This is a genomic window from Brachybacterium sp. Marseille-Q7125 (assembly GCF_023062615.1).
GTDB lineage: Bacteria > Actinomycetota > Actinomycetes > Actinomycetales > Dermabacteraceae > Brachybacterium.
In genome coordinates this window covers 89280-104331 of the sequence record NZ_JALLAL010000001.1, presented here as the reverse complement: position 1 = coordinate 104331, position 15052 = coordinate 89280, and the positions used below count along the sequence as shown (strand labels likewise).

At 68.6% G+C, this 15052-nt stretch carries 13 protein-coding genes; 11 read left to right on the top strand and 2 right to left on the bottom strand.

The features are described from left to right. The first annotated feature begins 90 nt into the window (after positions 1–90). The gene (locus MU407_RS00485; protein WP_246954677.1) at positions 91–1164 is read left to right on the top strand and encodes a DUF808 domain-containing protein; all 1074 of its coding nucleotides are present in this window, start codon (positions 91–93) and stop codon (positions 1162–1164) included. Here the strand turns inward: MU407_RS00485 and MU407_RS00480 are convergent. After that, on the bottom strand, positions 1136–1666 hold the full coding sequence (locus tag MU407_RS00480; protein WP_246954578.1) for a phosphoribosyltransferase: 531 nt from the start codon (positions 1664–1666) through the stop codon (positions 1136–1138). The two genes, MU407_RS00485 and MU407_RS00480, sit on opposite strands and share 29 nt — an antisense overlap. A gap of 133 nt (positions 1667–1799) precedes the next feature. Here MU407_RS00480 and MU407_RS00475 point away from each other — a divergent pair, with 133 nt between their 5' ends. From MU407_RS00475 to MU407_RS00460, 4 genes are read left to right on the top strand one after another with little or no spacing between them, the layout of a single operon-like run. Further along, positions 1800–2837 (top strand): transporter substrate-binding domain-containing protein, encoded by a 1038-nt coding sequence (locus tag MU407_RS00475; protein ID WP_246954576.1) that lies wholly within the window; start codon positions 1800–1802, stop codon positions 2835–2837. Continuing rightward, positions 2830–4131, top strand: a complete 1302-nt coding sequence (locus MU407_RS00470; protein ID WP_246954573.1) for a hypothetical protein — start codon at positions 2830–2832, stop codon at positions 4129–4131. Before MU407_RS00475 ends, MU407_RS00470 begins: the two co-directional genes overlap by 8 nt. After that, the gene (locus MU407_RS00465) at positions 4128–5318 is read left to right on the top strand and encodes an MFS transporter (RefSeq protein ID WP_246954570.1); all 1191 of its coding nucleotides are present in this window, start codon (positions 4128–4130) and stop codon (positions 5316–5318) included. The genes MU407_RS00470 and MU407_RS00465 overlap by 4 nt, the downstream gene beginning before the upstream one ends. A gap of 33 nt (positions 5319–5351) precedes the next feature. Further along, positions 5352–6161, top strand: coding sequence for a TIGR02206 family membrane protein (locus MU407_RS00460; RefSeq protein ID WP_246954566.1), 810 nt, complete (start codon positions 5352–5354; stop codon positions 6159–6161). Here MU407_RS00460 and MU407_RS00455 read toward each other — a convergent pair. Next, positions 6140–9346 (bottom strand): GH92 family glycosyl hydrolase, encoded by a 3207-nt coding sequence (locus MU407_RS00455; protein ID WP_246954564.1) that lies wholly within the window; start codon positions 9344–9346, stop codon positions 6140–6142. The genes MU407_RS00460 and MU407_RS00455 overlap by 22 nt on opposite strands. Before the next feature lie 91 nt (positions 9347–9437). On the opposite strand from MU407_RS00455, the gene MU407_RS00450 reads away from it, so the two are divergent. From MU407_RS00450 to MU407_RS00425, 6 genes are all read left to right on the top strand, one after another. Beyond that, positions 9438–9950 (top strand): hypothetical protein, encoded by a 513-nt coding sequence (locus MU407_RS00450; RefSeq protein WP_246954561.1) that lies wholly within the window; start codon positions 9438–9440, stop codon positions 9948–9950. Further along, a complete protein-coding gene (locus tag MU407_RS00445; protein WP_246954558.1) occupies positions 9947–10600 on the top strand; it encodes a mismatch-specific DNA-glycosylase in 654 nt (217 codons plus the stop codon). Before MU407_RS00450 ends, MU407_RS00445 begins: the two co-directional genes overlap by 4 nt. Positions 10601–10710: 110 nt before the next feature. After that, a complete protein-coding gene (locus tag MU407_RS00440; RefSeq protein ID WP_199173926.1) occupies positions 10711–10851 on the top strand; it encodes a hypothetical protein in 141 nt (46 codons plus the stop codon). Continuing rightward, on the top strand, positions 10848–12017 hold the full coding sequence (locus MU407_RS00435) for a putative sulfate exporter family transporter (RefSeq protein ID WP_246954555.1): 1170 nt from the start codon (positions 10848–10850) through the stop codon (positions 12015–12017). The genes MU407_RS00440 and MU407_RS00435 overlap by 4 nt, the downstream gene beginning before the upstream one ends. Positions 12018–12314: 297 nt before the next feature. Continuing rightward, complete coding sequence (locus MU407_RS00430; RefSeq protein WP_246954552.1) at positions 12315–13709, top strand: TerC family protein; 1395 nt, start codon at positions 12315–12317, stop codon at positions 13707–13709. Between the two features lie 297 nt (positions 13710–14006). Further along, positions 14007–14939 carry a transglycosylase family protein gene (locus MU407_RS00425; protein WP_102236978.1) on the top strand — a complete coding sequence of 311 codons (933 nt, stop codon included), beginning with the start codon at positions 14007–14009 and terminating at the stop codon, positions 14937–14939. The last annotated feature ends 113 nt before the right edge of the window (positions 14940–15052 follow it).

Below are 15052 nucleotides of genomic sequence, written 5' to 3'. Positions count from 1 at the left end.
CGGGCCACTGTAGGGCAGGATCCTGTGCCCCGAGCCGCTATTCTGTGCCGAGCCGCGACCGCGGTGCTGCCCGAGGGGAAGAAGGATCCGATGGCCGGTGGACTCGCCGCCCTGCTCGATGATGTCGCTGCGCTCGCGCGCCTGGCCGCGGCGAGCGCTGATGATGTCGCGGCGGCCTCCAGCCGCGCCGGGACGAAGGCGCTCGGTGTGGTGATCGATGACGCGGCGGTCACGCCGCAGTATGTGCAGGGCATCAAGCCCAAGCGGGAGCTGCCGATCATCTGGCGGATCACCAAGGGGTCGCTGCGCAACAAGCTGCTGATCATCCTGCCGATCCTGCTGCTGCTGAGCGTGTTCGCCCCCTGGCTGCTGACACCGCTGCTGATGCTGGGCGGCCTGTACCTCTCCTTCGAGGGCGCGGAAAAGATCATCGAGCTGGTCCGGGGTGTCGAGAAGAAGGCGCCCGCAGCTGCGACGGGCACTGATGCGGAGGACACGGTGGTCAAGGGCGCGGTGCGCACCGACCTGATCCTCTCCGCGGAGATCATGGTGATCTCCATGAACTCGGTGGACACCGACAGCGTGTGGATGCGCGCTGCGGTGCTCGTGGTCATCGCGATCGGCATCACCGCCCTGGTGTACGGGGCGGTGGCGATCCTGGTGAAGATGGACGACATCGGCCTGGCGATGGCCCGTGATGAGGACGCTTCCGCGGCGAAGCGCAGGTTCGGCACCGGCCTGGTGCAGGCGATGCCGACCGTCATGAAGGTCATCAGCTACGTGGGCATGGTCGCGATGCTGTGGGTGGGTGGTCACATCCTGCTGGTGGGCACCCACGATCTGGGGCTCGCTCAGCCCTACGGATTCGTGCACCACCTCGAGGAGCAGGTCCACGGCGTCGCCGGTGTCGGCGCGGCACTCGCGTGGCTGGTCAACACGTTCTTCTCGTTCCTGTTCGGCCTGGTGATCGGCCTGCTCGCGGCCGGGGTCATGCACCTGCTGCCCTTCGGCCACCACGGCGCAGAGGGCGGGCATGACAGCGCCGCTCACACTGAGGGGCACGATGCCGACACCGCTCCCGGCGCCGACAGCGCCCCCGGCGTCGGCTCATCCCCCGCGACGGGTTCGCGCGCGGTCAGCCCGCAGCGCCCCCACCAGGAGTGACCGGCGGCTGCGCCGACCACGGGAAGACGATCCACTCATCGGTGCGGTGCCACACGAAGTCCGGATCCACCACGGAAGCGGACTTCGCGTACAGCACGGCGCTGCGCGCATCCGCGCCCATGTCCCGCAGCAGATCGAGCACCAGCGCGAGGGTGCGCCCGGAGTCCGCGACATCGTCGACCACCAGCAGGCGCTTGCCCTTGATGGATTCGGTGTCCAGCATCGGGGCCAGCAGCACCGGGTCCGGCAGCGTCTCATGGACGTCGGTGTAGAACTCGACGTTGATCGCATCGGAGAGCTTCACACCGAGCGCATAGGAGAGCCCGCCGGCTGGCAGCAGCCCGCCGCGCGCCACCGCGATGATGATCTCCGGGCTGAAGTCGGAGTCCGCGACGGCCTGCGCGAGCTCCCTCGTGGCGGTGCCGAACCGGTCCCAGGTCAGCACCTCCTTGTCCACCAGGTCAGAGGAATCGGCGTGGTAGGCGGGCTGGGCCTCGGTCATCGGGTCGCGTCTCCTGGGGTGCTGGATCCATCGGGTGAGGTGATCGTAGTCGGATCAGCTGAGGAGCGGTGAGCCATGGCCGCCCTCGGCCGACCACCGCGACCGTGCAACCCCAATGGATATAGTTCGAGAGGTGATCCGCACTCCTGCCAGGCACCCTGCACGGGCGCCACTGCCGACGATCTGGCTAGTCCTCACCGTGATCGTCATCCTGGTGATCACCGCGGTGATCGTGCGGGCCGATCCGCCGGAGCGCTCCCGGCCGCTGCAGATCTCGACATCGGAGTGGCTCCCCTACATCTCCCCCGATCTACCCGGAAACGGTCCGGTGGCGGAGCTGCTCACCGAGGTGCTCGGCCGCGCCGGATACACGCCCGTCTTCGTGTTCAGCACCTGGCCGCTGGCCGAGCGAGATGTCATCAACGGTGCGAGCGTCGGGATGGCACCGGTGATCATCTCTGACAGCCGTGCCGAGTTCGCGCTGTATTCGGACCCCCTGCTCGACTTCCGGTACACGCTGTTCGGCAAGTCCGACGACCTCGTCAAATCCCTCCCCGATCGCACCGACCTCACGGGCGTGCGGGTGGCGCGGATATCCGGATACCAGTACTGGGATGAGCTCGACGAATCTGGGGCGACGTTCTCGGATCACCCGTCAGCGCTCGCAGCATTCGACGCCGTTGCCGACGGCGACGCCGACCTCGTGGCCGAGGGATCGCTGGCCGGGTGGACCACGCTCGCGGGGCCCGACTTCTCCGGGGACGTCCGCGATTTCTCCGTGGCCAGCCCCGCCTCACCGCTGACCTCCTCGACCAAGGGACTGCACTTGCTGGTCAAGGACAGCACGGAGGGCAAGCGCCTGCTCAAGGAGTTCAACGAGGCCCTCGCCGATTTCCAGGCCACCGAAGATTATGACCGGCTGCTGGGCCAGCTGAGCCCGTCCACCACGCCGGTGGTCCTGCGCTCCCCCGACGGCTCTTCTGTCGCCGTGCAGAACCCCGACGACGACAGCGTGAGCAGCACCCCCTCCGGAACGTCGGCGGTCGTCCTGTCGTGGCCCGAGGGGGAGCTGACCGCACAGTCCCCGATCGAGGTGAAGATCATCGAGGGCCCGCTGCGCGGTCAGGTGCGCCTCGTCCGCCTCGGCGACGTGGAGATCTCTCATGCATGAATTCCGTTTCCTGGCACCGATCCGGGTGGGTTTCACCACGCTCCCGGGCGCCCTCGATCGAGACGCCGAACGCTGCCAGAGCCTCTGGGAGCAGATCGAGACCGACATCGCCCGGCGCAAAGGGTGGACATTGCACCGCACGTCTCGTCGGACCCCGGTGCTCGGCTGGTCCCGGTCCTCTGGTGATGTCCTGCGCCGTCCGCTCGAGGTCGCCTCTGCGCAGGTTCCGGTGGAGAGCATTCCGGCGGTCGGCACGCGCCTCGAGGTCGACGAGCTCGGCTGGACGCTGTACGACCACAACGTGCTCCTCGTCCACGGCGTCCTGCGGACCACGGAACATGTGAGCACCGATGAGTTCGATGACGTCGATCTGTGGGAAGCGGAGGTGCAGCGGGTCGGTGAGCAACTTGCGCGCCGTTGCGTCGACACGGATATCACCCATCTACTGCAGCGGATCCGACGGATCCCCGAGGCATCGGACCTGGTCCGCATCGAGGAGCTGCCGACCTCGCAGCCGCTGTGGGTCACGCGCGCTCTCGTCCATGATCCGCAGCGCGGGGATGAGGGGTTCGCCCGCCGCTGGGTGGCCCGGATCGACGCCGAGCATCAGCGCATGATTGAGCAGCTCCTGGACGGGGAGAGACCATTCGTCGCCCAGTGGCTCAATCACGTGCATCTGTCCACCGAGACCGAGGCAGTCTCCTGGCACTGGCACGCTCTGCGGATCGCCCAGTTCCTCTGGGCCGCGATGCACTACATCGATGACGAGCTGCGGCAGATCCTGGCCTGGTCCATGGCAGATCTGCACACTGTGTCCGTGAGCGATCTGCGCCGCGAGCTGCGAGCCATGGTGAATCAGGCGCAGGATCTGCTGATGCTGCGCGCCGAGGTGTTTCAGCACCTCTCGCGCTCGAGCCTGGCCGAGGTGCAACGGGTGCTCAACGTCTGGGGGTACACGCAGCTGCTCGAGGACCCGGTCCGTGCGAAGCTCAGCATCTGCGGCGACCGCCTGACCGCCCTTGCCGAGGACCGGGCGGCACGGTCGGCGATGTTCACGGACATCATCCTGATGAGCATCGGTGTGACCTCCGTTCTGGCCACCGCGATCGCCCTGGTGCAGTTCGGTCGCGATGCCGGGCAGGATCCCTCCCAGTCCGTGTTCGACCTCGGCGGCGGCTCGATCACCTCCTGGCTCTCCTCGCAATCCATGGACGCGATCTTGATCCTCAGCCTGCTCGCCTCGGTGATACTCGTCGTGATCTTCATCTGGAAACGTCGCCAGAGCATCTCGTGACCCGCGCACGCTCGAGGCCGTGGGGCCCCTTGACCCGGCTGCTCGGCGTCCGGGTCCTGCTCGATGTCCAGTTCTGGTTCCCGACGTGGATGATCTTCCTGCTGGAACGGGGATTCACCCCGTTGCAGGCAGCACTCATCGACGCCATCTTCAACGGCGCGGTGGTCCTCGCGGAAGTGCCGATGGGGGCCGTGGTGGATCGGATAGGTCGCAAGCGAGCTCTGCTCATCAGCTGCGCTCTGACCACCGTCGTGTTCCTCGGGATCGGCGTCGTCTCCTCGTTCTGGCTCATGGCGCTGGTGTGGGTGCTGTGGGGCCTGCTCTGGGCGCTGAGCTCCGGGCTGGATTCCACCTACTCCTGGGAACTCGCCGAGGAGCACCCGCAGGCCCCATCCCCGTCCCGGTATCTCGGGCGCTCTCGGCTCGCGAGCGGCGTGGCAGGCGTCCTGTCCCTTCTGAGCGCCGGCTTCCTGCTGGAGATCTGGGCACCGCTGCCCTACCTGCTCACCGCTGTGCTCGGCCTGCTGGCCCTGCTGCTGGCTGCCACCCTTCCTGATGTGCACGGGCACGCACGGCTCGCATCGGCCACGACTTTCACCGACGCGATGCAGCGGCCCCGTGTGCGGACAGGCATCCTGCTGGCCGCCATCGTGCTTACCGTTGGGGTCTCCATCAGGATTCAGTTCCAGCCGCTGGGAACCGAGGTAGGGCTCACACCGTCCATGATCGGTGTGGTCTACAGCATCATCGCGGTGACGGTAGCGCTGGGTGGCTGGCTGGCCACCCGGGTGCCGCACCGCGGCCACGGGATGTGGATCGTCGGCTCCATCGCCGTGATGGCCCTCAGCTACCTCGCGGTCGCCCTCGGCGCCCAGCATCAGCTGACCTGGGTGACGATGCTGCTGCTGATCCCGGCGGGCACGGCCGCGTTCGGCGTCGCGAAGACTCTGACGGATGTCTGGCTGCTGGAGGCGGTCGGCAGTCGCTGGCGCCAGACGGTGCTCGCCCTGGCCTCAGCGACCAATGGTCTCGTGATGATCGGATTCCGGCCGTTCCTGGTGCAGATCGGGGACACGCAGGGGAACGCGACGGCCTTCCTCATCTGGGCTGCGATCAGCGGTGTCGCCGCCTGCGGAGCCCTGTTCCTCGTCCGTGGGCCCGGTCGGAAGGTCTTAGACGCACGCTGAGCGGCCCACTGCGGAACCCGGCATACTCACCCCATGGACTCTCCCCCGCTGGGCCGCATGACCCCCTATGGCCTCGAGCACTGGTGCATGCTGACGCTCATCGTGGTGGCCTCGGTGGCGCTGGTGCTGTGGGCGCGGCGGACGCCCGGCGAGCGCGTGGATCGGGCACTGCGCATTTCCGGCTGGCTGCTGCTGGGAAACTCTGTGTTCTGGACGGCGTGGGGCTTCATGCCGTGGGCGTGGAACATCGATGAGTCCCTGCCGCTGCATTACTCCGACGCGCTGCGGTTCGTGCTGCCGGTGGCGATGATCACGCAGGCGCGCTGGGCGATCGTGGTCGCCTACTACTGGGGGCTCACGCTGAACCTGCAGTCGGTGCTGACCCCGGATGTGAACTACTTCGTGTGGGTGCCGCTGGAGTTCTTCCAGTACTGGATCGCGCACGGGGCCGGGATCGTGGTGCCCGTGGTGCTGGTGTGGGGGCTGGGGTATCGGCCGACGTGGCGCGGTTTCGCGGTGGCCTACGTGATCACCCTGGGCTGGGCGGTGATGGCATTCACCGGCAACCTGCTCACGGGAGCCAACTACGGGTACCTGAACCGGGCGCCGGCGGGCCCGTCGATCCTGGATCTGCTGGGCCCCTGGCCGCAGTACCTCCTGGTGGAGGCCCTGCTGATCGCCGCCGTGTGGGCGCTGGTGATGACCTGGCCGTGGGTGCTGCGCGACCGTCGGTATGGCACGGCGCTCGATGGGAAGCATGGCCTCGTGCGGCGAGCGCACCCGCCGCACGAGGGCCCCGGCCGATCAGCGGCAGTGGAGTCTCAGGCCAGCAGCTCCACCTGAGCCAGCCGCAACGGCCCCTGCGCGGTGGTGACCACCAGGCGGTGGCGGGTGCACTCGCGCGGCGTGGCGATCTCGAAGGGCCGGGTCTGCCGCCGCCAGGGGAAGGTCTGCCCGGAGCGTTCATCGAGCACCTCCCACGTCTGGCCGTCGGCGCTGCCCTCGAGCCGCCAGGCGATCGGGTCCCCGCCCTCTTCCGTCCCGGAGGTGAGGGTGAGGAAACGGGCGCGTCCTGGCTGCGCCAGCTCCGGCAGGTCGATGGTCACCGCTGCGGTCTCGAAGGTGCGCTCGGTGGTGGAGTCATCATCGAGCAGGGGGTTTGTCGCATCGCGCTCGAGCAGGTCCACGAGCGGTGCGGGCCGTTCCCCGGGGGCGATGGGCGAGGGCGGCACCTCGCCCCATGCCCCTGCCTCCCTGCCCAGGCGCAGGTGGATCTGCCCCTGCAGGTCCTCATGGTCGATCCAGGCCCCTGAATGCTCCGCCCCGCGGATGCTCGCACCGGTGATGCACACCGCGTCGGTTCCCGGGTCCCCGTCGGTGGTGATCGTGAAGGCGGGGCCGCCCAGCGGCGTGACGTCGACGCGGTCGAACAGCGGCGCCACCAGGTGGTAGCGCGGCGTGCCCAGCTGCAGCGGGTAGATACCCAGCGCCGTCAGCAGCCACCAGGCGCTCATCTCCCCGTTGTCCTCATCGCCCGGGTAGCCCTGCCCGATCTGCTCGCCGACGAACAGACGGCGCTGCACCTCGCGGACCACGCGCGATGCCTGCTCGGGGGCCGCGGCGTGGTGGTAGAGGAAGGGGATGTGGTGACTGGGCTGGTTGGAGACCCCGAACTGGCCCATTCGCACCGCGCGGGCCTCGTCCATCTCGTGGATGACATGCCCGTAGCTGCCCTTCTTCTGCGCCCGCTCAGGGGTGGTGAAGAAGGCGTCGAGCTTCGCCCGCAGCCCCTCGCGTCCGCCGTAGAGGGCCGCCAGACCCTCTCCATCGTGCGGGACGTGGAAGGCGAAGTTCCAACCATCGGTCTCCGTGAAGTCTCCGCCCCAGCTCTCCGGATCGAACTCCTCGGGGGTCGTGGCGAACTGGCCGTCACGGCGGCGGCCCTGGAAGAAATCGATCGCCTCATCGAACAGCAGCGGATAGTTCTGGGCGCGGGCAGCGAGGTAGCGCGACTCCTCCCCGAGGCGCTCGGCGAGCTCCGTCTGACCGTCCGCGGCGGCGCGGGCAGCGAGCAGACGCGCCTGCTCCGCGAGCCCCACATCATTGATGTGCGCCTCGAGCGCCCAAGAGACGGACTCATCGGTGTCGGTGTCCACGTAGCCGGTGAAGACGGCGCGCTCATTGCCCTTGCGACCCACCCGCGGATGCTCCGGCGCCACCGTGGCATTGCGCAGGCCCGAGGTGTACGCAGCCATCGCATCGGGCAGCGGCACCCCCTTGACCTGGAGATCGGCGAAGGAGATATCGCTCGAGGTGCCGGTCATGCAGTCGGCGTAGCCGGGAGAGGACCAGCGGGCGATCCAGCCGCCCTCGCGGTGCTGCTGGATGAAGCCGTCCGCGAGCTCCGCGGCGAGCTCCGGGTACAGCAGCGCGTAGGCCGGCCAGGCGGTGCGGTAGGTGTCCCAGAATCCGTGGTTGACGTACATCCGCCCCGGGACCACCTGGGCATCGGTCCGACTGTCGGTGGCCTCGCCCTTCGGCGGCAGCACGGGGCTGGCATGGACCGGTTCGCGGCGCTCCCCACTGCCGGCATCCTCCCAGTGGGAGTTCGGGTACAGGTTCAGTCGGTAGAGGTTCCCCAGCAGGGTGCGGCGCTGCGGCGGCGTGGCCGATGGCGCATCGATCACGCCCAGGCGCTCGGCCCAGGCGGCATGGGCGGCCTCGCGCACCTGCTCGACGCTGCGGCCGTCGAGCTCCCGGGCAAAGGTGCGCCGCGCCTGCTCCTGGGAGATGAAGCTCGTGACCAGGCGCACGGTGACCGTGGTGGTGCCGGGAGCGAAGGTCAGCACACTGCCGTCGCTGTCCCCGCGCGCTGCGGTGGCCGCGATCGGGGCGGGATCCAGCTGGGCATGGATGAACATGCGGGTGGCGCCGTCGGCGCGCTCATCCGCGGGCGCATCCACCCAGGCCTGCACCTGCCCGTCGAACACCGCACCAGCCGCATCCACGCGAGAGGCGCCGTCGTGGCCCTCGAGCAGCAAGTGCACGCCGTCGGCCGTCTCGGGCAGCGTGATCTCGGTGATCGCGCCATGGTCGGTGGGCGCCAGACGCAGGCCGATGCCACCGTCGAGCGTCACCGCGTACAGGTCGGGGCGCGCGGTCTCCCCGGCGTGGTCGAAGCCGCGGGCGCGCGCCGCGGGGCTCGCGTCGGGGCTCTGTCCCAGCAGCGGCATGAGGAAGAACTGCAGGCGGTCACCCATCCACGGGCTCGGGGCGTGGGAGATCGCGAGGGCCTGCAAGCGCGGCCGGTTGTCCTCCCCGTTGCGGCGGTGGTACTCGTACACCCAGCGGCGGCTGCGCGCATCGGTGGCCGGGGTGAACATCGCAAAGCCGTTGGGCCAGGCCGTCAGCGGCAGGGTGTTGCCGCGCGAGAAGTCCCCGGAGGCATAGGTGCCGCGTCGGGTGTCCACCCATGCGACCGGGTCGTCGACATCCGGGTCCGCGGGGAGCGCCCCCACGTAGGGACCGTCGATCCAGCCGCCCAACTCCTCGTCCGCGTCCCCGTCGGCGGGATCGCTCTCGCGCGCGGGAACGTCGACGCTGATCAGCACGTCCTGGATGCTGCGGCCGACGACCGCGCTGAGGTCCACCTGCACGTCGTTCCACTGATCGGCGTACAGGATCTTCCCATCGCCGAGCCCGGCGGCGGTGGCGACGGTGCCGTACTGATCCTTCGGCGCGTGGTCGCTGAGGTGGGTGCCGTCATCGAGCAGCAGATCGATGCTCACATAGGTGGCGCCCCAGGTCTGCGCGTCCTCATCAAGCACGGGAAAGACGTAATAGCGCAGCGAGTCCCCCGCGGCGATGGTACGTCCGCGCACATCCTCCACCCCGTCCACGACCGGCAGCGCAGACTGCTCGCGCTCGCCCGCCCGGGTGGTGTAGCGCACGGCTGCAGGGCCCAGGAACCCCGCTGCGTCCTTGCTGGTGGGAGATCCGATGGGCCCTGAATCCGCAGTGACGATCATGTGCTTCAGCGTATCGAGTCGGTGACGGGCCGTGCACGAGTGCTCACCGTGCGCGATACTCGAGCCGGAACCACGAGCAGCAGGGGGAGTCATGATCTACGCACAGCCGCAGCCGGCCGGCCCGAGCGGGCCCCCTCCGGGCGGAAAGAAGATCGGCGGGCGGCCGATGTGGCACTGGCTCGTGCTGGGCGGCATCGCCCTGGTGGGCCTGCTGCTGGTCAGCGTCGTGGGCCTGATCCTCCTGCTGAACATCCTGGGCCGAGGCAACCCGCAGGACACTCTTGAGGACTTCTACAGCTCGATGGAGAACAGCGACTGCGAGCTGTACATGGACTCCACCACGGAGGAGTTCCGCCGGGCCCTCGAGACCACCTCCTGCACGGCCTTCGACCAGACGCTGGGCACCGTCTCGGCGGTCGACTACACGGTCAACGACCGGGTGAATCGCCAGGGGTACGCGATCTTCGAGGTCACCGAGAACATCGTCAATGCGGATGGCGGGACGGAAGAGGTGCACCTGCGGTACTTCATCCTCCGCACCGACGGGCAGTGGGACCTCGATGGCATCCAGCTCGTGGATGAGGACACCGAGCCGATCGGGTGAGCACCCCAGCACACCGTCGGCCCTCTCCGCTCGGTGGGCGTCGCCCCACCCGGGCCGATCTCGAGGCCGTCTCCACCACGGACCCCGACAGCATCGATGATGTGCTGCCGGCCGATGGGGCGCCTCTGAAACTGCTCATCGTGGGGATCAACCCGGGGCTGTGGACCGCCGCGGTCAACGCCCCGTTCGCTCGTCCCGGCAACCGCTTCTGGCCCTCTCTGCACCGCGCCGGGCTCACCTCGCGGGCGGTCGATGCCGCGGCCGGGCTCGCGCAGGTCGATGCTCAGGACCTGATCGATCACGGGATCGGCCTGACGAACCTGGTGGGTCGCGCGACCGCGCGCGCCGACCAGCTCTCAGCCCGTGAACTGCGCGAGGGCGGGGCCCACATGGTGCAGCGGATCCGCCAGCTGCGCCCGCGCGTGGTCGCGATCGCCGGGATCACCGCCTTTCGCACGGCCTATCATCTGCCGCGCGCCCAGCTGGGCAGGCAGGATCCTGCGACCGTGGAGGACTGGCCCGAGGACGTCGTGCTGTGGGTGGTCCCGCAGCCCAGTGGCCTGAACGCCCACGCCACCATCGACTCCCTTGCCGCGACGTGGCGCGAAGTCGCGACTGAGGCGGAGATCCCCACCGCAAACGACGGCTGACCTCCGCGTGAACACGACGGGTCCAGGTGCCGTACACGGCCCGTCGACCCGCGCACAGCGCATCCTCTCGCATACCGTGCACCTAGCGGACCTTTGGGAGGAGAATGTCCATGGATAGTGAACGTCGGCCGGATCACCCCGACGACCACCGCCGCTTCTCGCTCGGCGAGGACTGGATCGCCACGATCGTGGGGCTGGCCCTGTTCGGGCTGTGCATGGCCGGTGCGATCTCCCCGGCGCTGATCCCGTGAGCGCGACAGATCGCGCGGCGCCTCGCACGTCGCCTGCAGCACGCAGCGCCGAGAAGAGCTCGCCCGCGGGGCCGGGCCACGGCTGGACGGCGCTGGGGCTGGTCATCGTGGTAGGGCTGGCCGCTGCGGGGCGGCAGCTGAGCGAGTCGATGCCTGCCCTCGCCGCGGGCACGCCACTGAGCGGCGTCGTCGCGGCGATCGAATACCCGGTGTACGCCATTGCCCTGGGCTTTGCGGGCAACGCGGTGCTGAGCCTCGCCCGGGTGCGCGAGCGGATGGCCGCGGCGTTCCGCACCGAATTCTTCATCAAGATCGGTCTGGTGCTGCTGGGCGCCACCGTGAGCTTCGCCGTGCTCGTGCGCGCGGCGGGTCCCGCCGTGGTCCAGGCGATCGTGCTCATCACCGTCGTCTTCGGCGCCACCTGGTGGTTCGCCGGAGCGCTGGGGCTGGATGATCGGCTGCGCGCACTGCTGGCCTCCGCCCTGGCGATCTGCGGGGTCTCCGCGGCGGTCGCGGCAGCGGGGGCGGTGCAGGCCCGCAAAGAGCAGCTGGCGTACACCGCGGCACTGGTCATCACCTTCGCTGTGCCCTCAATCTTCCTGCTGCCATGGCTCGCTGATCTGATGGAGCTCTCACCGGCGGTCACCGGAGCGTGGATCGGCGGCAACATCGACACCACGGCCGCGGTGACGGCGGCCGGGGAGGTCGCAGGCGAGCAGCCGCTGCAGATCGCCTCGATCGTCAAGGTGACGCAGAACGCCCTGTTGGGGGTGGTGGCAGTGCTGCTGACGATCTGGTTCTCACTGCGCACCGCTCAGGATGGGGGCAGCGCGGCAGAGGGACAGCGCGGCGGCAGGGCATCACTCGCTCTGATCTGGGATCGGTTCCCGAAGTTCGTGCTGGGCTTTCTGATCACCTCGGCGATCGCGACTGTCTCCGTGGAGACGATTCCTGCCGAAGTGCTCGAGCCGCGGCTCGATGCGGCGAAGGAGCTTCAAACCTGGGCGCTCACCCTCGCGTTCGTCTCCATCGGCCTGGAGTTCAACGCGAGCTCCATCCGTGAGGCCGGTGTCCGGCCGATCCTCGTCTTCTTCGTCGCAACCGTCGTCAACCTCGTGGTGGGCCTGCTGCTGGCGCTCGTGCTGTTCCAGGGATTCACGTTCTGATCCCTGGACTCCGTCGCGGCGGCCGGCGGTCTGGCGCTGGGCTTCCTCGCCGCGATGATCGTGGTGCCCTTCATGCTCTGACCCTGCTCGGGGCGCCTCCTTTCGTGGAGCGCACCACGGCCGCTTCGCCGCCCAGCGCCTGCTGTGTACAGTGGGCGCTGGCAACGGGGGAGTATCCGTCACCCTGCGCACGTCATCACGAGGGCCGCCGTCGGCTCTCCGGGCGCAGAGGCCGGCCGCAGCAGCAGCCGGTGGAGAGACCCGGGTCCATGACGCGACCCTGGAAAGCGAGCTCCCGTGACTGTCTCCCCTCTGGTCTGGATCCTGACGATCGTCGGGGTCGCCGCACTGCTGGCCTTCGACTACATCTTCCACGTGCGCAAGGCTCACATCCCCACCATGCGCGAGGCCGCCGTCTGGTCGGCCATCTACGTGGGCATCGCTGTGCTGTTCGGCGTGGGGGTGCTGGTCTTCGGCGGCATAGACATGGGCGGGGAATACTTCGCCGGGTACATCACCGAAAAAGCCCTCTCGGTGGACAACCTGTTCGTGTTCCTCGTGATCATCGGCGCGTTCTCCGTGCCCCGCGAGGACCAGCAGAAGGTCCTGCTGTTCGGCATCACCTTCGCGATCATCGCCCGCTCCGGCATGATTGCGATCGGCGCCGCCGCGATCGAGCACCTGTCCTTCGCCTTCTACATCTTCGGCGCGATCCTGCTGTACACCGCCATCAAGATGGTGATCGAGGAGGTCAAGGGCGAAGACGACGAGGATGAGCAGGCCGACGGGATCTTCGTGCGCCTGGTGAAGAAGGTGCTGCCGGCCACCGATGAGTACGACGGCGACAAGCTGTTCACCATCGAGAACGGCAAGCGGGTGCTGACCCCGATGCTGCTGGTGATGATCGCGATCGGCGCGACCGATCTGCTGTTCGCCCTGGACTCGATCCCCGCGATCTTCGGCCTGACCCAGAACACCTACATCGTGTTCACCGCCACGGTGTTCTCCCTGCTGGGCCTGCGTCAGCTGTACTTCCTCATCGACGGGTTGCTGGATCGCCTGGTCTACCTCGGCTGGGGACTGTCCCTCATCCTCGCCTTCATCGGCGTGAAGCTGATCGTCCACGCGCTGCACGAGAACGAGCTCGGCTTCATCAACGGCGGCCAGCCGGTGCACGCTATCCCTGAGGTCACCACCGGCTTCTCCCTCACGGTCATCATCAGCGTGCTGACCATCACGATCCTCACCTCCCTGCTGTCCCCCAAGGGCCGGGCACAGGCCGCGGTGAACAATGCCCACCGCGAGGCGAAGACCTACATCGAGATGACCTACGAGGCCTTCGAGACTCACCGCGATGCGCTCTACCAGAAGATGCTCGAGCATGAGCAGATCGTGGAGAACCTGCCGGAGAAGTACCACGACATGATCGTGGCCGAGCGCAATGTGCGCGAGCTGCTGGCCGATGCGCACCGCATCCACGACCGGCGCCAGGCCTACAACGACCGTGGCGAGCGCAGCGATGAGCAGCCTGAGGGCCTCGTCGTGACCCGGGAGGACGGGACCGTCGCGACCGATTCGAGCGGCAATGTCATCACCGTCGCCGAAGAGCAGGCGCTCGAGGAGAAGAAGGCGGCCAAGCGGGCCGAGCGCGAGCGGCACCGCGAGGAGCACGCCGCGGCCAAGCGCCGCTGATCCGGCACGGCACGCACCACCAAGGGCCGACGGGGACTGCCCCGTCGGCCCTTTCGTGATCCAAGGAACAGCGCTGCACAAGAGATCACAAAATCGTCACGGCCTACGCGCTACACCACGTTCTACCTGGTCAGGGCGCCGCAGGATGGTTTTCTCCCCTTCACGCCCGGTTCTTGATCGGGTCAAGACTCCGCCGGAACGGCGCTGCGGCCTTGCAGCCCCTCCCCCGTCGGCCCCTATGTTCGTCGCCGTCCGTCACCGCGGAACATCTCCGATCCAAGCGAAAGGACGGTAACCATGCCCGCTCATTCCACTCACGCCCTGCGTCCCGCCTCCGCCGGCCGACTGCGCCGCGGACTGGGTCGCACCGCCGCGAGCCTCGCCGGAGGCGCGATCGTCGCCGCCGGCATGCTGGCCACCGGAACCTCCGCGCAGGCCGCCAGCGGCTGGGACGAGGTCGCCGCCTGCGAGTCCGGCGGCGACTGGTCGATCAACACCGGCAACGGCTACTACGGCGGCCTGCAGTTCTCGCAGTCCTCCTGGGAGGCCGCGGGAGGCCTGCAGTATGCGCCCCGTGCGGACCTCGCCTCGAAGTCTCAGCAGATCGCCACCGCTGAGGTGCTGCTGTCGATGCAGGGCCCGGGCGCCTGGCCGGTGTGCGGTGTGGCCCTCTCCGGCGGCGCTGACACCTCCGGCGGCGGGGCACAGGACGATTCCGCTCCCGCCGAGCAGGCCCCCGCCCAGGAGCAGGAGCCGCAGGAGCAGCAGGCTCCTCAGCAGCAGGAGTCCTCCGAGCCGCAGGGCGACTGGAGCTGCGATGGCGATGGCATTCCGAACAACTGCGATGAGAACGGCTTCACCAAGCCCACCGAGGAGGCTCCGCAGCAGGAGCAGGAGGAGCAGGCTCCGGCGCAGGAGAGCTCCGCGCCTGAGCCCGGACCGAAGGCCACCGGTGATCTCAGCGTGGCCGGCACCCTCGAGGTGGACGGGAAGATGGGCCCCAAGACCATCACCGCCCTGCAGGATTGGCTGAACGTCGAGCAGACCGGCGAGATGGACGAGCAGACCACCCTCGCCCTGCAGGCCTGGGCCAAGACCGAGCAGGACGGCGAGATCGGCCCGAAGACGGTGGCCGGCCTGCAGCATGAGGTCGGCGCCCAGCAGAACGGTGCCGACGAGATCGATGAGGACACGGTGAAGGTCCTGCAGACCTTCCTGAACCTCTACTGAGACCTGTCGCCGTTCCCCTGCGGCGACAGCGCACGGCAGCCGCCGTGCCCCTCCAGGACGGCCGGGCCCCGCACGGGCCCGGCCGTTCCCTTTGCTGTGGGGGCTCCGTGTGC